The 20,335-nt window shown below is 34.1% G+C and carries 20 protein-coding genes; 11 read left to right on the forward strand and 9 right to left on the reverse strand.

What is annotated here, in order from left to right:
• Positions 1-24: 24 nt before the first annotated feature.
• Genes P163_RS11445 through P163_RS11455 form a run of 3 tightly spaced genes read right to left on the reverse strand, consistent with a single transcriptional unit; the run spans position 25 to position 4,200 of the window.
• On the reverse strand, positions 25-1,671 hold the full coding sequence (locus P163_RS11445) for a M1 family metallopeptidase (RefSeq protein WP_034891153.1): 1,647 nt from the start codon (positions 1,669-1,671) through the stop codon (positions 25-27).
• A gap of 2 nt (positions 1,672-1,673) precedes the next feature.
• Positions 1,674-2,567, reverse strand: coding sequence for a hypothetical protein (locus tag P163_RS11450; RefSeq protein ID WP_034891156.1), 894 nt, complete (start codon positions 2,565-2,567; stop codon positions 1,674-1,676).
• Between the two features lie 4 nt (positions 2,568-2,571).
• On the reverse strand, positions 2,572-4,200 hold the full coding sequence (locus P163_RS11455) for an acyl-CoA carboxylase subunit beta (RefSeq protein WP_034891159.1): 1,629 nt from the start codon (positions 4,198-4,200) through the stop codon (positions 2,572-2,574).
• A gap of 274 nt (positions 4,201-4,474) precedes the next feature.
• Between P163_RS11455 and P163_RS11460 the strand changes: the two genes are divergently transcribed.
• From P163_RS11460 to ettA, 3 genes are all read left to right on the forward strand, one after another.
• On the forward strand, positions 4,475-4,654 hold the full coding sequence (locus P163_RS11460; protein WP_034891162.1) for a CAL67264 family membrane protein: 180 nt from the start codon (positions 4,475-4,477) through the stop codon (positions 4,652-4,654).
• A gap of 1 nt (position 4,655) precedes the next feature.
• On the forward strand, positions 4,656-5,135 hold the full coding sequence (locus tag P163_RS11465; RefSeq protein ID WP_034891166.1) for a DinB family protein: 480 nt from the start codon (positions 4,656-4,658) through the stop codon (positions 5,133-5,135).
• Between the two features lie 116 nt (positions 5,136-5,251).
• On the forward strand, positions 5,252-6,943 hold the full coding sequence (gene ettA / locus P163_RS11470) for an energy-dependent translational throttle protein EttA (RefSeq protein WP_034891169.1): 1,692 nt from the start codon (positions 5,252-5,254) through the stop codon (positions 6,941-6,943).
• 71 nt (positions 6,944-7,014) lie between these two features.
• On the opposite strand, the gene P163_RS11475 is transcribed toward ettA, so the two are convergent.
• The 4 genes from P163_RS11475 to P163_RS11490 all read right to left on the reverse strand — a co-directional run bounded on the left by P163_RS11475 (position 7,015) and on the right by P163_RS11490 (position 10,516).
• Positions 7,015-7,395 carry a hypothetical protein gene (locus P163_RS11475; protein WP_156100695.1) on the reverse strand — a complete coding sequence of 127 codons (381 nt, stop codon included), beginning with the start codon at positions 7,393-7,395 and terminating at the stop codon, positions 7,015-7,017.
• Between the two features lie 29 nt (positions 7,396-7,424).
• Positions 7,425-8,663 (reverse strand): DEAD/DEAH box helicase, encoded by a 1,239-nt coding sequence (locus tag P163_RS11480; protein WP_034891176.1) that lies wholly within the window; start codon positions 8,661-8,663, stop codon positions 7,425-7,427.
• 126 nt (positions 8,664-8,789) lie between these two features.
• Positions 8,790-9,353, reverse strand: coding sequence for a SixA phosphatase family protein (locus P163_RS11485; protein ID WP_034891179.1), 564 nt, complete (start codon positions 9,351-9,353; stop codon positions 8,790-8,792).
• Positions 9,354-9,415: 62 nt separating this feature from the next.
• Complete coding sequence (locus P163_RS11490) at positions 9,416-10,516, reverse strand: esterase-like activity of phytase family protein (protein ID WP_034891181.1); 1,101 nt, start codon at positions 10,514-10,516, stop codon at positions 9,416-9,418.
• A 118-nt stretch (positions 10,517-10,634) separates the two neighbouring features.
• Between P163_RS11490 and P163_RS11495 the strand changes: the two genes are divergently transcribed.
• Positions 10,635-10,820: a CsbD family protein gene (locus tag P163_RS11495; protein ID WP_034891184.1), complete on the forward strand. Its 186-nt coding sequence runs from the start codon at positions 10,635-10,637 to the stop codon at positions 10,818-10,820.
• Between the two features lie 67 nt (positions 10,821-10,887).
• Here the strand turns inward: P163_RS11495 and clpB are convergent, their stop codons facing one another.
• The gene (gene clpB, locus P163_RS11500; protein WP_034891187.1) at positions 10,888-13,491 is read right to left on the reverse strand and encodes an ATP-dependent chaperone ClpB; all 2,604 of its coding nucleotides are present in this window, start codon (positions 13,489-13,491) and stop codon (positions 10,888-10,890) included.
• A 235-nt stretch (positions 13,492-13,726) separates the two neighbouring features.
• On the opposite strand from clpB, the gene ytxJ reads away from it, so the two are divergent.
• Complete coding sequence (gene ytxJ, locus P163_RS11505) at positions 13,727-14,122, forward strand: bacillithiol system redox-active protein YtxJ (RefSeq protein WP_034891190.1); 396 nt, start codon at positions 13,727-13,729, stop codon at positions 14,120-14,122.
• A 23-nt stretch (positions 14,123-14,145) separates the two neighbouring features.
• A complete protein-coding gene (locus tag P163_RS18325) occupies positions 14,146-14,304 on the forward strand; it encodes a hypothetical protein (RefSeq protein WP_156100696.1) in 159 nt (52 codons plus the stop codon).
• A gap of 91 nt (positions 14,305-14,395) precedes the next feature.
• On the opposite strand, the gene fahA is transcribed toward P163_RS18325, so the two are convergent.
• Complete coding sequence (gene fahA / locus P163_RS11510; protein WP_034891194.1) at positions 14,396-15,685, reverse strand: fumarylacetoacetase; 1,290 nt, start codon at positions 15,683-15,685, stop codon at positions 14,396-14,398.
• Between the two features lie 108 nt (positions 15,686-15,793).
• Here fahA and glyA point away from each other — a divergent pair, with 108 nt between their 5' ends.
• The 5 genes from glyA (at position 15,794) to P163_RS11535 (ending at position 20,267) form a co-directional block, all read left to right on the forward strand.
• Complete coding sequence (gene glyA / locus P163_RS11515; RefSeq protein ID WP_034891197.1) at positions 15,794-17,068, forward strand: serine hydroxymethyltransferase; 1,275 nt, start codon at positions 15,794-15,796, stop codon at positions 17,066-17,068.
• 234 nt (positions 17,069-17,302) lie between these two features.
• Positions 17,303-17,743 carry a thioredoxin family protein gene (locus P163_RS11520; RefSeq protein WP_034891200.1) on the forward strand — a complete coding sequence of 147 codons (441 nt, stop codon included), beginning with the start codon at positions 17,303-17,305 and terminating at the stop codon, positions 17,741-17,743.
• 5 nt (positions 17,744-17,748) lie between these two features.
• Entirely contained in the window at positions 17,749-18,729 is a 981-nt protein-coding gene (locus tag P163_RS11525; protein ID WP_034891203.1) for an FAD:protein FMN transferase, read from the forward strand.
• Positions 18,729-18,941 (forward strand): DUF4266 domain-containing protein, encoded by a 213-nt coding sequence (locus tag P163_RS11530; protein WP_034891206.1) that lies wholly within the window; start codon positions 18,729-18,731, stop codon positions 18,939-18,941. Before P163_RS11525 ends, P163_RS11530 begins: the two co-directional genes overlap by 1 nt.
• A 9-nt stretch (positions 18,942-18,950) precedes the next feature.
• A complete protein-coding gene (locus tag P163_RS11535; protein WP_034891209.1) occupies positions 18,951-20,267 on the forward strand; it encodes a DUF3570 domain-containing protein in 1,317 nt (438 codons plus the stop codon).
• Positions 20,268-20,335: the final 68 nt, after the last annotated feature.

Genomic DNA, 20,335 nt, shown 5'->3' on the forward strand with positions numbered 1-20,335 from the left:
TCTGTTTTTAGTATTTAGTAACTATTAATTTACAAATTCAGAATCAACATAGTATTTAAGGTCGTTAACTCTTATTTGATCTTTGCGCTTTATATTTTCCTTTAAACTTTGCCATTTTGAAGTGGGAGTAATTCGTATTTCTTTATTTTCTACAAAAATAGAGACCGGCATCTTAAAGTTTTCTACATCTGCCTGCCATCTATATAAAACCTTATTCCCATTCATTTTAAATTGTAGAACAGGTAATTTAGAATGCCTAAGATATTGGTCGAAAATAGGAGCTAGATCTTCTTTTATAGGTGCATTAAAATAGTCTTCTACGGTTTTTGTCTCTATTATCTTATGTCTGTAGGTTTTTGTATACGCTCTTAAAGTATTCCACCATAGCTCATCATTGTTATAAATACTTCTTAGATTGTTAAGAAGATTAGCTCCTTTAAAATACATGTCTCCAGAACCTTCAGAATTTACTCCGTAATCACCAATTATAGGAGCTGTGTTTCTTACGCCTTTACGGGTTCCTCTAATATATTCTAGTGATTTATCTTTTCCCCATCTACATTCAACATAAATAGCTTCAGTATAAGAGGTAAAGCTCTCATGTATCCACATATCTGCAATATCTTTAGCAGTGATACTATTTCCATACCACTCATGTCCAGATTCATGAATTATTATATAATCCCAGTTCATACCGATTCCTGTACCGGAAAGATCTCTACCTAAATAACCATAACCATAATTATTACCATAAGCTACAGCACTTTGATGTTCCATTCCCAGATAAGGTGTTTCTACCAGTTTGTAACCATCCTCTTCAAATGGATAGGGTCCCATTTTGTTATAGAAACAATCCATCATCAACTTCACTTCTTCAAATTCTTTCTTTGCTTTTTCTAAATTATAAGGCAGTACATAATAGTCTAGATCTAAGTCTTTATAAGTGTCATGAAAATGCTCATAATTAGCAATATTAACCACTATATCGTAGTTGTTGATAGGGCTATTAACTTTCCAGCTCCATTGGGTGTAACCATCACCAAGATCTTGTTTTCCAATAAATCTTCCGTTAGATACATTTATAAGATCATTAGGAACCGCAATTTCAATTAATGCTTCCTCCGGCTCATCACTTTGATGATCTTTATTAGGATACCAAAGACTGGCTCCTGTTCCTTGAACAGCAACAGCTATCCATGGATCTCCATTTTCATCGGTTTTCCAGACAAATCCCCCATCCCAAGGAGCATTTTTAGCAACTATAGGATTTCCAGAATAAAAGAACTGTATAGAGTCTTTAGCTGAAGCACTGGTTTTTTTATTAAGATCTATAAAAACCGCATTAAATTCTCTTCTATAATCAAGCTTTTTACCTTGATGTATTATTGAATCTACCTGCATATTCTCAAAAAGATCTACCTGCATTATCGGTAATTCTTGGGCTGCTTGAAAGGTGATCGTATTAGAACCAGAAATAAATTTCTTTTCAGGATTTACTCTTACCTGCAAATGATATTTGAGAACTTCATAATTTCGTTCTGCTCTTAAACTTCCTCTAAGCGTATCACCAGCATTATAATTTTGTTGTTTATCGCTCAAAACTTGCGCGCAACTTGAATTGAATATAGAAATGCAAATTGCAAATATGATAATAGAAATCGTATTCTTCATTTTTATAAAGTATGGTCTATGTATAATTCTGCATTTGGATGTTGGCGTAATGTGCTTCTCATTTTTCTATGCATTTTTTCAAAATTATCTCTAGTAGTTCCTTTATACACACCATAAGAATAATGATATTTTAACACCTCCAGATCTAAAGGTATTAGACTTCTTATAACCGGGCAGCTAGAGAAGTAGCTATTACATTCTAATGAGGCATCTTCTCCAAAATAGCCTAAAGTTCTAACTAAATTGAATTTTAATTTGGCAATCTGATATTCACTGCTTTTTACATTTATTGCATTGATCTTTAATGAAGCACTCGTAATTTGTTGTTTGCTATTCCAGGTAACATGATATCCGCCGTTCTTATTTACTATTTTAGGCTCAAAATCTTTATCACTCTTATCGTTCAGGTAATAAATGAAGTAATTTGAATCTTTCTTAGTGTCTACTTTTCTTATAGTTAAAGAATCTATCTCATTAGAAATTCCTTCAGCAAAATTCATTAAAGATTTTTGATGCAATTCTGGAACTGAAGGATCAAAATAAATTTTAACATCGTCTTTCCAAATCTTTAAAGTAGATTTAGCATTCTTATTTTTTCCAAAAACAATGTTTTTATAGGTTTCCAAAAAGAGTGAATCTTTTGGTTCATATTTCACACTTACTTTGCGTGTATTTACAGTTTTTAGATTTTTTAAATATTTCTTATCTACCGCAAGCAACGTATCTTCACCCTCAATAACAAAATGTAGGCTATCTTTTTTTGTTAAAATATAGCCTGTACTCCGAATGGTATTTATATTGATAAAAGTGCTTGAATGCCATTTCTCCTTGGTAGTATCTTGAGAGAAACTGTTGAAACTACCAAGTAAAAACAAAGCACATAAAAATAATTTCATAGAATTAGGTTTGGATCACTCCAAGATTAAAATCTTTTGTAATTGGGGCGTGGTTTGCAGCCTCAATTCCAGTAGAGATCCATTTTCTGGTATCTAGAGGATTGATAATAGCATCTGTCCATAACCTAGCAGCCGCATAATATGGTGAAGTTTGCTCATCATATCTGGCTTTTATCTTATCAAATACCTCTTTTTCTTTCTCTTCGTCTACTGTTTCCCCTTTCTTTGCCATAGAGGCAGTTTCAATTTGAGCAAGCACCTTTGCTGCTTGGGTTCCACCCATAACGGCTAATTCTGCGCTAGGCCAAGCGAAGATCAATCTAGGGTCATAAGCTTTTCCACACATAGCATAGTTCCCAGCTCCATAAGAATTTCCTATAAGAACCGTAAATTTTGGAACTACAGAATTACTTACGGCATTCACCATTTTGGCACCATCTTTTATAATTCCTCCTTGTTCACTTTTGCTACCTACCATAAATCCTGTAACATCTTGAACAAAAACTAAAGGGATCTTTTTCTGATTACAATTAGCTATAAATCTTGTGGCTTTATCTGCAGAGTCTGAATAGATAACTCCACCAAACTGCATTTCCCCTTTTTTAGTCTTAACTATTTTACGCTGATTGGCAACTATCCCTACTGCCCAACCGTCTATTCTAGCATATCCTGTAATAATGGTCTGTCCATAACCTTCTTTATATTCTTCAAATTCAGAATTATCCACCAATCTGCTAATTATTTCATGCATGTCATATTGGTCGCTTCGCTTCTTTGGTAGAAATCCAAAGATCTCATTTGGATCTTTTGCAGGTTTTACGGAAGGTTTTCTGCTATATCCGGCCTTATCAAAATCACCAATCTTATCCATGATGTTTTTGATGGTATCTAAAGCATCTTTATCATCTTTTGCTTTATAATCTGTAACACCACTAATTTCAGAGTGTGTAGTTGCACCTCCTAGAGTTTCATTATCTACAGATTCTCCAATAGCTGCCTTTACCAAATAACTACCTGCTAAAAATATACTACCTGTTTTCTCAACGATGATAGCCTCGTCACTCATAATAGGTAAATAAGCACCTCCGGCAACACAGCTACCCATTACAGCAGAGATCTGGGTGATTCCCATACTGCTCATCACCGCATTGTTTCTAAATATTCTTCCAAAATGTTCCTTATCTGGAAAGATCTCATCCTGAAGTGGTAAATAAACTCCTGCACTATCTACAAGGTAAATTATTGGTAACCTGTTTTCTATAGAAATTTCCTGTGCTCTTAAATTCTTTTTAGCTGTTATTGGAAACCAAGCTCCTGCTTTTACAGTAGCATCATTGGCAACAACTATACATTGTTTGCCAGAAACGTGGCCTATCTTAACTACCACACCGGCACTAGGACATCCTCCATGTTCCTCATACATTTTATCCCCGGCAATAGCACCAATCTCGATAGCTTTATCTTTATCGTCCAGTAAATAATCTATACGTTCTCTAGCAGTCATTTTACCTTTAGAATGATGCTTTTCAATACGTTTTTCTCCTCCACCCAGACTAATCTTAGCCAATTTGTGTTTTAGTGTAGAAAGTAATAATTTATTGTGATCTTCGTTTTTATTAAAGCTGATATCCATAAGTTATTCGCAGTTTTGCTGTAAAAATACGTTTATTTATTAATGAAAAAAAAGCGGAATCAAGAAAGAGCTGACTTTTTATCAAATTGAAATACATATTTTTTTAGCTTAACTTATTAGGTATTATTGATTTTGATCCCAACTTCATATATTTATGGTATGCCTTAAAATGTTGGAGTTTTAGAACTAATAAGATATCTTTAGTTGCCGAGGAAAAGCTTTATTTTCTTAGTGTTAACTTTAATAACTAATAACTTTAAAAATCGAGATAACTATGGCAATGAATAAGAACAGCATATTTGCATGGGGATCTTTCTTTATGCTATTAATTGGCATCGCTCTAATTTTACTTGGAGTTCTAAAATATAAGGAATATGCTATTGGGTTTTCTACAGTAGGAATTGGATTTATTGTGGTTTCATGGGCCTTTAATGCGTTAAAAGGTCGTGTGTAATATGGAAGATGTTACTTTTATTAAACAAAGATTAGCTAAACATGTAAAGGGGGGAGAAGCTTTTACGCCTGTAGAGGAAATGTTGAAATTTGCTGAGTTTAATATGTTAGGCGTAAGGCCAGAGCATTTACCTTATTCATTTTATGAGATCTTTCATCATATAAGATTTACTCAAAAGGATATTTTAGATTATTATAAAGATCCTTCTTATAAAGCTCCCAGCTGGCCTAAAGACTATTGGCCAGATCATAAGGCACCACCATCTAGCAAGGAATGGGAAGTACTGAAGGATTCTTATTTTGAAGAGAGAGCATTTTTAATTCAGCTCATTTTGAATGAAGAAAATGAGCTCTTCGCTCCCTTTAATCAAGAAACAGATCACACCCTTTTTAGAGAAGTATTATTAATTATTGAGCACACTGCTTATCACACCGGTCAGCTTTTATTAATACTTAGGGAATTAGGCAGATATCCTGCCTAATTTTTGATGCAATTTTGCGCTTCATCCTATCAAAAATTCAGATATTTGCATTCTGAACTTTTTACCTTGAAAATTGCTTTAGGGTACATTCAATTTAATTTTAAAATCACATAATAATGGCAGATGACAATAAGGTGATATTTTCCATGTCTGGGTTAACCAAAACCTATCCCGGAGCAAATACACCAGTTCTTAAAAATATATATCTAAGTTTTTTCTACGGCGCTAAAATTGGAATTCTTGGTCTTAACGGCTCTGGGAAATCTACTTTACTGAAGATCATTGCCGGAATGGAAAAGAACTATCAGGGAGATGTGGTTTTTTCTCCTGGATATACCGTGGGAATGTTGGAGCAGGAACCACAATTAGATAATGATAAGACAGTTTTAGAAGTTGTAAAAGAAGGAGTTGCTGCAACAGTAGCAATTTTAGATGAATACAATAAGATCAACGATATGTTCGGGCTTCCGGAAGTTTATGAAGATGCAGATAAAATGCAAAAACTCATGGACAAGCAGGCAGCTCTACAAGATGAGATAGATGCTTCTAATGCATGGGAATTAGATACTAAATTGGAGATCGCCATGGACGCACTTCGAACTCCAGATTCTGATAAGAAAATTGGAGTTTTATCTGGAGGGGAACGCAGAAGAGTTGCGCTATGTAGATTGTTATTACAAGAACCGGATGTTCTATTATTGGATGAACCTACCAACCACCTCGATGCAGAATCTGTACATTGGTTGGAACATCACTTATCTCAATACAAAGGAACAGTAATAGCTGTAACTCACGATAGATATTTCTTAGACAATGTAGCTGGATGGATCTTAGAATTAGATAGAGGAGAAGGAATTCCTTGGAAAGGAAACTACTCTTCTTGGTTAGATCAAAAATCGAAACGTTTGGCTCAGGAGCAGAAAACTGCAAGTAAGCGTCAAAAAACATTAGAGCGAGAATTAGAATGGTCTCGTATGTCTCCAAAAGGTAGACAGACCAAGCAAAAAGCGAGATTGAACAATTATGATAAATTGTTGAGTCAGGATCAAAAGAAAATGGATGAGCAACTGGAGATCTATATCCCTAACGGACCTCGATTAGGAACCAATGTTATAGATGCCAAAGGAGTTAGTAAGGCTTTTGATGATAAATTACTTTATGAAGATCTAAATTTTACCTTACCGCAAGCAGGTATTGTTGGAGTTATTGGACCTAACGGTGCTGGTAAAACCACGATCTTTAAAATGATCATGGGGGAAATTAAACCAGATCAAGGAAGTTTTGAAGTAGGAGATACAGCAAAGATCGCTTATGTAGATCAAAGCCACTCAAATATGGATCCGGACAAAACTATATGGCAAAACTTTAGCGATGGCCAAGAGCTTATAAATATGGGAGGGAAGCAAGTGAATTCCAGAGCATATTTAAGCAGATTTAATTTTGGTGGTGGAGAACAGAATAAAAAAGTGAGCATGCTTTCTGGTGGAGAACGTAACCGTTTACACCTTGCAATGACCCTTAAGGAAGAAGGTAACGTATTGTTATTGGATGAGCCAACAAACGATTTAGATGTGAATACGCTGCGTGCGCTTGAAGAAGGTTTAGACAACTTTGCTGGCTGTGCGGTAGTGATCTCTCACGATAGATGGTTCTTAGATAGAATATGTACTCATATTTTAGCTTTTGAAGGTGATTCTCAAGTTTATTTCTTTGAAGGTGGATTCTCAGATTATGAAGAGAATAAGAAGAAACGATTGGGTGGTGATCTTATGCCGAAGCGTATTAAGTACAAGAAATTGACTCGATAAGTACTTTATATTTTAACAGAAAAAACTCCGAAGATTTCTCTTCGGAGTTTTTTTATGTTTAAAAAATAAGATTAATCTTTTTTGTAGATCAATGTTAATTCATCATCTGCAATTTGTGGTTCATCAAGAAAGTTTAAAATAAGAACATCGCTATCTTTCTTAAATTTAAAGCTCATGTTATTTATTGTAAGGATATCTCCATTAATAGAATAATCATAAGTTCCATTTGGTGCAATAAAATAGGTGCCTTCCATTGGACTTTCTAATCTAACTTTTGAACTTCCTTCTGTGAATGATAATTTAAAACCTTTAAAATTAAAATCAGGTTCATAGAAACAAAAACAGATTGCTTGATCGAGACTATAATCTTCCGTTAATTGTTCTTGTGGATCTTCATCTTTAGAACAGGAAACCATCGAGATTAAAAACAACATTAAAACAAGCTTTTTCATACTTTCAAGATTTATAAATCTTAATATTGCTAATACCAACGTTTCTTATTAGCCTTAGAGCCGCTTCCTTTTCTTCCTTTTTTATGCTTACTTCCTTTCTTTTTATGAACGGCTGGGTTTGCTTCAGAATCCATTGGATAAGGATTCTCATTTTCTATAGGAATTTTAGTTCCTATTAATTTTTCAATACTTTTTATATATTCCTTCTCATCTGCACTGCAAAAAGAAATGGAACTTCCAATATTTCCTGCACGTCCCGTTCTTCCAATTCTATGTACGTAGACTTCAGGAAGATTTGGTATATCAAAGTTTAAAACAAAATCTAAGAGATCTATATCTAATCCTCGAGCAGCAACATCTGTAGCTACAAGGATATTTACTTCATTATTCTTAAATTTATTTAGCGCTAAGGTACGATCAGATTGTGTTTTATCCCCATGTAATGAGTCTGCTTTATACCCATTCTTTACTAAAGAATTCAGAGCTTTCTCTACGCCATTTTTGGTTCTCCTAAAGATCAGTACAGATTTATCTTTAATGATGTTTCTCATTAAATAAAGCATCAATTCTGTCTTATCCGGTTTGGGTACTAAAAATAAGCGCTGATTTACTTCTGGTGCTGCAGATGAATTTGCGGCTACTTCAATTCTTTCCGGATCTTTTAATAAAGATTTTGCAAGATCCTGCACCTTTGCCGGGATGGTGGCAGAAAACATAAGGCGCTGCTCTAAATTAGGTGAAAGTCTTATGATCTTCTGCACTTCATCTATAAAGCCCATATCTAACATTAGATCTGCCTCATCTAAAACTAAAATTTCAATTTTATCTAAGTTAATATAACCTTGTTTTCTAAGGTCTAACAACCTCCCTGGAGTAGCAACCAAAATATGAAGACCTTTTTTCAACATATTTATTTGAGGCTGCATAGAAGTTCCGCCAAAAACAACTCCAGATTTTATTGAAGTAAATTTTGCATAAGCTTTTATATTTTCCTCTATCTGTACAGCCAATTCTCTAGTAGGGCTCACTATCAACATAGTTAGCTCTTCTACGTATTGAGGATTTTCTATCTTTTTGTTCAATAGATTTAATAGCGGTATTGCAAAGGCTCCAGTTTTTCCGGTTCCAGTCTGTGCGCTTGCAATAACATCATTTCGTCTTAAAATTTCAGGAATTACTTTTTCCTGAATAGGAGTAGGGGTAACATATCCAATTTCTGCAATTCCTTGCTGAATTGGTTTTGATAAGGGTAGATCTTCAAAATGCATAAACTCAATTTAGATCGCAAAGATACCTCAAAAATAACTTGTTATATATATCAGTCTAATTTTGGAGGAGATTAGACTTTTAATCCTAAATGTAGCACTGTAAAATAGATTTCTCTTTTAATTAAGCTACCATTGATTGATATAAAGTGTCTTTATGTTCTTGCTTTGATTTGGTAATATATTTAAGATATACATGGCACCATTTTCATCATCCGGAATATCTTTAAATTTCTCAGATCCTAAAATTTTGTTTACAAGTTGTGGAGTAGTGTTGCTATGTCCAACTATTAATACCGTTTTGCCCTCTGTCTTCTTTTTAAAATCATCATTAAAAAGATTTTCAGGATCGTAAGTTTCCACTTTTAAAGATTGGAAAATTGCAGTAGGTTGAGCAGTCTGCTTGGTTCTATTATAATCTGTACTATAAATGGCGTCAAAATCTACTTCTTTAAAAACCTTTGCCCAATTCTCTGCTCTTAACTTCCCATCCTTATTAAGTTCTGGGTTTTTATTCTTGCTGTCTGTTCTATCTTTTTCTGCATGACGTATCATATAATACGTGGTCATGCTCTTTGTATTTTGAATAGCCTCTTTTTTCTGTTCAGATACTGCTTGCAGCGATTCTTCAGTTTGTGAAAAATTGCATCCTGCCAAGAGAATTGGTAGTATTAATAGAAGAAGCTTTTTCATAATTCTAGATATTTTGATCCTAATTTAGCATTAATTCTTATAACTGAATTAATTCAATTTTATTATTTAAGATCAACTTCTAAAAGTATGATCTGGCTTAATTGCTTCCCCATACTATTAAAATTATTATCTGAGATAAGAATTAAGGTGCTATTGCCATTAGGCAATTTTGGTCCAAAACTCATTCCCTCTATATTATCTATAATATTTTCAGTAAGCTTATCTTTTATAGAATCGAAATTAAACACCAATTTTTTAGTGGCGGTATTAATTTTAGCATGTTTTATGTTTTGGATAAGAAGGGTATTAGAGGCTGAACTGGCGTCTACATCAAATATTCTTACCGTATTCCCTGTACTTCCATGTCCTGCAGAAAAAGCTCTTTCTAATACCAGAAATTTGTTTGGTGCATATTCAATAAGATCTGTAAGTCCATTAACCGCAAAATATTTCCACGGAATTTTAGATATAGATTCTAGCTTAAATGCAAATTGAGAAACAGGTTTTTTAGATACTAGGTTAAAATTTGTGATCCTAACCAAAGAATTAGTAGGGTATAATTTAGGTTTAGGCCCATCCTTCTCTAAAGGCAATTCCATGCCTGCCCAATATCCTTTTTTATCAAAACTCTCACTCAAACCTTCAAACACTCCATTATTTCTTGGTTTTTGGTATCCATCCACCTTAAAATAATCTGGCATCTCAAAGTTAGAAATATATTTACCTTCTGGAGTTACACTAAATATAGATGGATTTTTATTTTTTTTAATAGATCCTTCACTTGTTAACCACAGATTGCCTGAAGTGGTATTATATCTAATAGCTTCTAGATCTAAGGTGTTATCCTTAAAGAAATTAGCATCTTGTTGAATCATTACGGTATTCTTAAAAATTACCGTATCAATTTTGGTATTGCTTAAAGCTACAGACGCTACATAAAATCTAGGATTACCGGGATGATCGCAGACTAAGTAGAAATTATCATTGTGATAATCTATCCCGGAGAGACCGCCAACCTTAGTGCCATCTATCTCAAGATCTGCAGGGATTATATAATCATCTAAAAATTTTAATGTAATATTTTCTGTGCTTATCTTTTTTGAAGTTCCACAGCTGGTTAAAATTAGTATTGAGGATAGTGCTAAAAGAAGGTAATTTTTCATGGCTAAGAGCTATTTGGCAAAAATAACAAATCCTTAAGATAAATATGGGAGTTTGTTGAGACAAATCCCTGCGGCTTAGCGGTACATTTATTCTTATTAACAACAAAAACCAAATATTATGAATAATGATCAGTTAGAAGGAAAGTGGAAACAAATAAAAGGTGAATTCAAACAGAAGTACGGTAAAGTTACTGATGATGACGCTACTTATACAGAAGGTAAATTTGATGAAATGATGGGACGTCTTCAAGAAAAAACTGGAAAGACAAAAGAAGAATTACAAGATGAAATTGATAAGTGGTAGGAATTACCATATAAATGAAAAAGGGCTGTTTTATAACAGCCCTTTTTTTTTGCTCATATTTTCTAATTTAATTTTCTTTTAATTCCTCTTGGTTTCTAAAAACAAGTTGATCATCAAAAGCGTCTAATAAAATAATGCTATTTACATGTACGTTCCCGGAAAGGATCTCCTTAGAAAGTTTGTTCAAAACTTCTTTCTGAATCACTCTTTTAACGGGTCTTGCACCAAAATGAGGATCATATCCACGTTCAGCAAGAAATTTAATAGCGTCTTCTGTGGCATCCAATAGAATTCCTTGTTTAGACAGCATTTTTTTAATTCCTCTAAGTTGAAGATCTACAATTCTTTTAATATCCTTTTTGGTTAAAGGAGTAAACATAACAATATCATCTATTCTATTGATGAATTCTGGCCTCACACTTTGCTTTAATATGGCAAGCACATCATCTTTAGCAGATTCCATTGCTGTTTGAACATCCTGAATAGCTTCAAATCGTTCTTGAATTATATCAGAACCCATATTACTTGTCATTATAATAATGGTATTCTTAAAGTCTGCAAGTCTTCCTTTATTGTCTGTAAGTCTACCTTCATCTAATACTTGTAGTAAAATATTAAAGGTATCTGGGTGCGCTTTTTCGATCTCATCTAGTAGCACAACAGAATAGGGTTTTCTTCTTACCGCTTCTGTTAACTGTCCACCTTCATCATATCCCACATATCCTGGAGGAGCGCCAACTAATCTACTAACAGAATGGCGTTCTTGATATTCACTCATATCAATTCTCGTCATAGATGCTTCATCCTCAAAAAGATATTCTGCTAAAGCTTTAGCCAATTCTGTTTTTCCTACTCCCGTAGTACCTAAAAATAGAAAGGAACCTATAGGTTTTTTTTGATCTTGAAGTCCGGCTCTACTTCTACGCACGGCATCACTAACAGCGGTAATGGCTTCTTCCTGCCCAACCACTCGTTTATGTAGTTCGTCTTCTAATTTTAAAAGCTTTTCTCTATCGCTCTGTAACATCTTAGTTAAAGGTACTCCTGTCCATTTTGCCACAACTTCAGCAATATCTTCATAGGTAACTTCTTCTTTAATAAGAGTGTGATTTTCATCATTCTCATTATGATCTATTTGTAGTTTTTCTAACTTTTCTTGAGCTTCTTTGATTTTTCCATATCTTAACTCTGCCACCTTCCCGTAATCTCCGTCGCGCTCTGCTTTCTCAGCTTCCATTTTAAAATGTTCAATGTCAGATTTTGCAGCTTGAATATTATCTACAACTTCCTTCTCATTTTTCCATTTTGCATTCAGTTCATTTCGATCCTCTTTAAGGTTAGCTAAGTCTGCACGTAAAGATTTCAGTTTAACTTCATCATCTTCTCGTTTTATAGCTTCAATCTCAATTTCTAATTGGGTCACCTTTCTGTCTAATACATCTAACTCTTCCGGCTTAGAATTTATCTCCATTCTAAGCTTCGCTGCAGCTTCATCCATAAGATCTATTGCCTTATCTGGCAAAAATCTATTGGTTATATAACGTTGAGAAAGCTCTACGGCACCTATAATAGCTTCATCTTTAATCCTAACTTTGTGGTGAGTTTCATACTTTTCTTTAATACCTCTTAAAATAGAAATAGCACTTTCTGTATCTGGCTCATCTACAAGAATTTTCTGAAACCTTCTTTCCAAGGCTTTATCTTTTTCGAAATATTTTTGATATTCATCTAAGGTAGTGGCTCCTATAGCTCTAAGTTCTCCACGGGCTAAAGCCGGTTTTAAGATATTGGCTGCATCCATAGCGCCTTGTCCGCCACCTGCACCTACCAGTGTGTGTATCTCATCTATAAAAAGAACAATATCACCTTCGCTACTGGTTACTTCTTTGATAACAGCTTTTAATCTTTCTTCAAATTCCCCTTTATATTTAGCTCCTGCAATTAGAGCTCCCATATCTAGCGAGTAGATCTGTTTATCTTTTAGGTTCTCCGGAATATCTCCCGAAATTATTCTATGGGCTAATCCTTCTGCAATTGCTGTTTTACCAACTCCCGGTTCACCAACTAACATAGGATTGTTCTTGGTTCTTCTTGAAAGGATCTGTAGAACACGTCTTATTTCTTCATCTCTACCAATAACCGGATCTAATTTGCCTTCCTCAGCCATTTTATTGAGGTTTTTGGCGTATTTATTAAGTGAATTATAAGTGTCTTCAGCACTTTGAGAAGTAACTCTATCTCCTTTTCTCAACTCATCTATAGCTGCTTTTAAATTCTTTTCTGAAGCTCCCTGATCTTTAAGGATCTGAGCTACCTTACTGTTAGAATTAAATATTGCTAAAACTAGATGTTCTACTGAGACGTACTCATCATTCATCTTTTTAGCAATACTACTTGCTTCGTTGAGCGTTTTTGAAGCTTCTCTAGAAAGCATGATCTCTCCTCCAGTAACCTTTGGAAAACTAGTAAGCGTATTATCTAGAATTTGATTGAACAAATTCACATTTATGTTTAATTTTTTTAAAAGGAATGGAGGAACATTTTCGTCTACCATAGTGATAGCCTTAAATATATGTTCATTCTCTATTTGTTGATGTCCCATTTCTTGAGCGAGCTGATGCGCTTGCTGGATAGCCTCCTGAGATTTTATGGTGAAATTATTTAGATTCATTACTGTAAATTTTGAGTTCAATATAGATAAGCAAACTGCGAGCCACTGCAATAAATTGTCAAAAAGTCAGTTAATTTAAAAGATTTAGTGACAATATGTCCTATATTAGCTATTCTATTTATAAATTTACTTTTTTAAAAACCAAAGTTGGCAACTTGTTATAGAAACTTTAGTATTTCTATTGGAATAGGTTTTTAAATGAAAATGTATTTTTACCTTCTAAAAATTACACATCATGGGAATATTTGATAAGATCTTTAAGAGCGATAATGAAGAAAAGAATGTTGAGAAAAAACAAATTTCATGGATTGAGATAAAGCAAATGGAAATGTTAGACGACATTGTGGAGGCAAGTAAACATCAGCCAGTTGCAATATTAAAACACTCTACCAGCTGTGGAATTAGTAGGATGGTCCTACGTCAATTTGAAGCAACTTATGATATAAGAGAAGAAGATATGAAATTGTATTTTCTTGACCTTTTAAGTTATAGAGAGATCTCCAATAAAATTGCTTCTAGATTTAATGTGCCTCACCAAAGTCCGCAACTCATTGTTTTAAGTGAAGGAAAGGTTATTTACGATGCTTCTCATAGTGAGATCTCTGCAGATAAACTTAAGTCTATTGCGTAATAGTTTTTAAAGCATCATTAATTATGGATGAGAAGCCGAGTCAAAATAAAGGAGAAGAAAAAGAAGGGAAGGATCAAGATCGTAACCCTAAGAATTCCGGGAGAAATAAGATAAGTAAAGAGTCTCAAGAGTCGGAGCGAACAGATCTAAATACTTCTCCGCAAGATGATCAAATAGGTTAGTTCATTAGAATTGAAACCATGCATAATTTTATAAATAAAAAAGTCCGATCTAAATTTTAGATCGGACTTTTTTATTAGTGATAGCTTTTAACTATTTCTTTTTAGGCTCGTACACCGGTAATAATTTAGTGCTCACTTCTCCAAATCCAATTCTTCTGGTTTTGTTCTCACAATATCCTCTAAGAATTACCGTATCATTATCTTCTATAAATTTTCTTTCGGAACCATCGTTGAGTTTTACTGGTTTCTCACCTCTCCAGGAAAGCTCTAACATAGATCCAAAAGTATCTGGAGTTGGTCCTGAGATTGTTCCAGATCCCATCATGTCTCCAGAGTTTACAGGACAGCCATTAATGGTGTGATGTGCTAGTTGCTGACTCATATTCCAATACATGTATTTGAAATTTGAATTTGTGATCACCGTTTCTTCCTTATCCTCAGGTTTTATGGCTACTTGTAACTTAATATCAAAACTCTTTTTACCCTCAAATTGTAAATATGGTAAAAGTTCTTTTTCAGGTTCTGGACCTTTAGTTCTAAAAGGCTCTAAAGCATCTAAAGTAACTATCCATGGTGAAACAGAAGAAGCAAAGTTCTTAGCCAAGAATGGTCCTAGAGGTACATATTCCCACTTTTGAATATCTCTGGCACTCCAATCATTAAATAATACCAATCCAAAAATATAATCTTCGGCATCTTCAATAGGAATAGGTTCTCCTAATAAATTGGCATCTGTAGTAATGAATGCCATTTCCAATTCAAAATCTATAAGTCTGGATGGCCCAAATACAGGTTCTGTAGCTCCATTAGGCAATTTTTGTCCTTGTGGCCTATGTACAGGAATCCCACTTGGAATAATGGAGGAACTTCTTCCATGATACCCCACAGGAATGTGTAGCCAATTTGGTAATAATGCATTCTCAGGATCACGGAACATTGTTCCTACATTGGTAGCATGCTCTTTACTAGAATAAAAATCTGTATAATCTCCTACCTGCACCGGTAATTGCATTTCAATTTCATCTAGGGTGAAAAGCACGATATTTCGATGATCTTGATTGTTCTTTAATTTCGAATTCTTTTCATCAAAAACTTCGGCAATTCTATTTCTAACCAGTCTCCATGTTTTCTTTCCATCAGAAATAAAATCGTTTAGCGTGTCTTGTAAAAAGATATCATCAGTTAATGGTATATCCTCAAAATACCCCAGTTGGTGAAGTGCACCCAGATCTATGGCGTAATCTCCAATTCGGGTTCCTATGGTCACAATATCATCTCTTGTCAAAAATACTCCAAAAGGTATATTTTGAATAGGAAAATCTGTGTCTTTAGGGGTGTCCAGCCACGTTTTTCTGTTAGGGTCATTTGCTGTAATTGGCATATTTCTTTGGTTTTATTCTTAAATCTATTGATTTCAAATATATTATTTTCCCTTCATTAACCGAATGTTATTCTTACTTTTGAGGAATATTTAACGTAAAAAATTAATATGCAACGAGATACGGAAATTTTTGATTTGATAGAAGCGGAAAAAACCCGTCAAACCAATGGTTTAGAATTAATTGCGAGTGAAAATTTTGTAAGTGAACAAGTACTGGAAGCAGCCGGATCTGTACTTACAAATAAATATGCTGAAGGATATCCTGGAAAGAGATATTATGGAGGTTGTGAGATTGTAGATGAAGTAGAGCTTTTAGCTATTTCTCGCTTAAAGGAATTATTTAATGCAGAATATGCTAACGTGCAACCACACTCAGGATCACAAGCAAATACAGCAGTTTTTCATGCTTGCTTAAAGCCTGGAGATAAATTTTTAGGTTTTGATCTTTCTCATGGAGGTCACCTTACTCATGGTTCTCCTGTTAATTTCTCAGGAAGATTGTATGAGCCGGTATTTTACGGTGTAGATGAAAAAACAGGATTAATAGATTACGATAAAGTTGCAGAAATTGCGCTCAAAGAAAAGCCGAAACTAATTATTGCAGGGGCTTCAGCATATTCTAGAGAGATAGATTATAAAAGATTTAGAGAAATAGCAGACAGCGTTGGGGCAATTCTTTTTGCAGACATTGCACATCCTGCAGGGTTAATAGCTAAAGGATTATTAGGAGATCCATTACCATATTGCCATGTGGTAACTTCAACAACACATAAAACTTTACGCGGGCCTCGTGGTGGAATTATCATGATGGGGAAAGATTTTGACAATCCATTTGGAGAAAAATTAAAAAATGGAAACTTAAAGAAAATGTCTGCTATGTTAGATAGTGGTGTTTTTCCCGGAAACCAAGGTGGACCTTTAGAACATATTATAGCAGCTAAAGCTGTAGCTTTTGGAGAGGCACTTACAGATGAATTCTTATATTATATGGTGCAGGTTAAGAAAAATGCAAAAGCATTGGCCCAAGCCTTTATGGATAAAGATTACAATGTTATATCTGGAGGAACAGATAACCATATGATGCTAATAGATCTTAGAAATAAGAATATTAATGGAAAACAGGCAGAGGAAGCACTTGGAAAAGCTGAAATTACGGTGAATAAGAATATGGTTCCTTTTGATGATAAATCTCCATTTGTAACTTCAGGAATTAGAATAGGTACTCCGGCAATCACCACAAGAGGCTTAAAAGAAGAAGATATGGCTCAAATTGTATCATTTATAGATACGGTGATATCAAATTTTGAAAACGAAGAGAAACTAGAGGAAGTTAAAGAAGAGGTAGTCGCTTTAATGAAGGATAAACCACTTTTTAATTTCTAGATACCAATAAAATTTTATTTAAAAAGGCTAATTGTAAATCAATTAGCCTTTTTTGATGATTGTGATGTGTTCTTATTTAGCGCTTGAATTGAAATAAATGGAATAGCTATTGTATAAGGAATATCGTTCTTTAAGGTTAATGTAAAATACAATAGAAAAATTGTAAAGTAACTTTGGTAAAAGAGACTGTAAAGAACTTCTATAACATTTATCAATAATTAAATTTGAAGAAATATGAGAAAGTATGTAATTTTTTGTCTTTTGCTTATAGGTACTACCTTCAGTATAAATGCTCAAGAATGGCAATTAGATCTTAAAACTGCAGAAGAGACTGCATCAAAAGATCATAAAAATATCATTTTAGTTTTTCAGGGTTCAGATTGGTGTGCACCATGTATGAAACTTGAAAAGCAAGTTTGGAGTACTGATGAATTTAAGGCATATGCAAAATCCAATTTTGTAATGTTGAAAGCAGATTTTCCTAAGAGAAAGAAAAATGCACTTTCTGAAGCGCAACAAGCTAAGAACGATAAACTTGCACAAAAATATAATTCAGAAGGGTATTTTCCGTTAGTAGTTATACTGAATGAAAATGGAAAAGTTTTGGGTAAGACAGGGTATAAGAATCTAACGCCTTCAGAATACATCAAACATTTGAATTCTTTTAAAGGATAGTTCTTTTGAGAAAATTAATTACCATAACGTTTGTGCTTTGTATTGCTATAAGTACTAATGCTCAAAACATTCAGAAGCGTACCTTAAAACTTATGGGTAGTAGGTTTGATGTTACGGTGGTGGCTGAAGATTCTACTAAAGCTGTTTCTTATATTGATCTTGCAATAGAGGAAATGACGCGAATAGAAAAGCTTATATCTTCTTGGGATCCAAATTCTCAAACTTCAGAGATCAATAGGAGTTCTGGAATAAAACCAGTAAAAGTTGATAAAGAGCTTTTTGATCTTATAGCGAGATCAATTGCAATCTCTAAACTCACAGATGGTGCTTTTGATATAAGTTACGCTTCTATGGATAAGATCTGGAAGTTTGATGGTTCTATGAAAACTATGCCTTCAGAAGCAGATATTAAGGCTTCTGTTTCTAAGGTTGGATACCAGAATATAATTTTAGATAAAGAAAACACTACGGTTTTTCTAAAAATCCCTGAAAGCAAGATAGGGTTTGGAGCTATAGGCAAAGGTTACGCTGCAGATAAGGCAAAAGCGCTGTTGATGTCTAAAGGTGTTTCTGCCGGTATTATTAATGCAAGTGGAGATATGAATACCTGGGGAAAACAACCAAATGGAGATGAATGGAAGGTTGCAATTACAAATCCGTTAAATAAAAATAAAGCGTTCGCATTGTTACCAATTAATGAAGGTGCAGTTGTAACTTCCGGTAATTATGAAAAGTATGTGAATTTTAATGGGAAGCAATATACGCACATCATAGATCCAAGAACTGGATATCCTTCCACCGGAATTATTAGTGCTACGGTGTTTGCTCCTAAAGCGGAATTGGCAGATGCTTTGGCAACGTCTGTATTTGTGATGGGGAAAGAAGTTGGTTTAAATAGGATCAATCAATTACCTCAAATAGAATGTATCATAATTGATGATAAAGGAAATATATTTACTTCAGAAAATATTAAAATAGATAAATAATGATCAAGAGAATTTTATTCTGTTGTTTGATTGCGGGCTACTTTAGCTCCTGTACTGCGGTTAAGGAGTATGAAAAGGTAAAGATCAACGATCCAGACATGGTATTATCAACTAAAGGCGTTGATAGATTTGAAACAAATTTCCAGGCGTATAGAGAAGCTGCGGCAGGAGCTAATGGCGGAAAGACCGGTGGTGGTTGTGGTTGTAATTAAAATTTTAAAATGAAAAATAATTTATTGATAGGTTTGTTCGTGATCTTTTCTTCAATTGCTTTTGCACAAGATGGTGATTCTACAAAAACTTATAAGAAGAGAGTATTAGAGAATACAGAAGTAGATTTTTTAGCCAGTTATTATACGCAGGAAGGTGATAATGCTGCTGTAAGTGGTGGTATAGGTACAGAGCATCTTACCAATGTTACTCCCACTGTTGTGGTTTCTATACCTTTAAATGCAGATGATGTATTAACTATAGATGGAGAGGTATCTGCTTATACTTCGGCCTCGTCTAGCAATGTTAATCCATTTGATGGAGATCAGGCTGCAGATCCATTTGTGGCATCTACGGGAGCATCTTCTAGCGATACCTGGACAAATCTTACAGGAACCTTCACCCATAACTCAGATGATAGGAATGATATTTGGAGTGCTAAATTAGCGGTTTCTACAGAATATGATTATTTCTCACTAGGTTTAGGTGGAAGTTATACGAAGCTTTTTAATGAGAAGAATACAGAAGTTAGTGTTACTGCTAATGTCTATTTAGACAATTGGAAAACTATTTACCCCTATGAACTTAGACCTTTTGAAGATGGAGGTAGAGGCTTAACCGACGGACTTTTTAGAAGATATACAATTACAGGAAATCAAAATTACAATCCAGATTTTGTTGCTTTAGATGGAACTTCAAGAAATTCATATTCTGTAGGATTTGGGTTCTCTCAAATACTTTCCGAAAGATTTCAGGGTTCTTTGGCTTTAGATTTTGTTCAACAAGAAGGACTCCTTTCTACACCTTTCCAAAGAGTATATTTTAAAGATGTGGAAGATTCATTTATAGAGAATTTTCAATTAGCAGATGATATTGAAAGATTACCAGACACTAGATTTAAGGTTGCAGTAGGAGGTAGGTTAAATTATTATTTAAATGAGACCTTTGTAGTTAGAACTTATTATAGATACTACACAGACGATTGGGGAATTAGATCCAACACCGCAAGTATTGAAGTACCTATTAAAATAGCTCAAAAATTCACGCTCTATCCATCTTATAGATATTATGATCAAACTGCGGCAGATTATTTTGCTCCTTATGAAGAGCATGTGTCCACAGATGAGTTCTATTCTTCAGATTATGATTTGTCTGAATTCAGTGCAAACCAATATGGATTTGGAGTGACTTATACTGATATTTTTACACAATTTCATCTTTGGCAATTTGGGTTAAAAAGTATAGATCTGAAATATCACTATTACGAAAGAAATACCGGATTGCAAGCAAACATCATAGCAGCAGGAATTAAATTTGTTCTAGACTAAATTACAGAGCATCTCGAAATGAAAAAATCCGACTCAGTAATGGGTCGGATTTTTGTTTTGGATATGTA

The organism is Gillisia sp. Hel_I_29, from assembly GCF_000744275.1.
Classification (GTDB): domain Bacteria; phylum Bacteroidota; class Bacteroidia; order Flavobacteriales; family Flavobacteriaceae; genus Gillisia.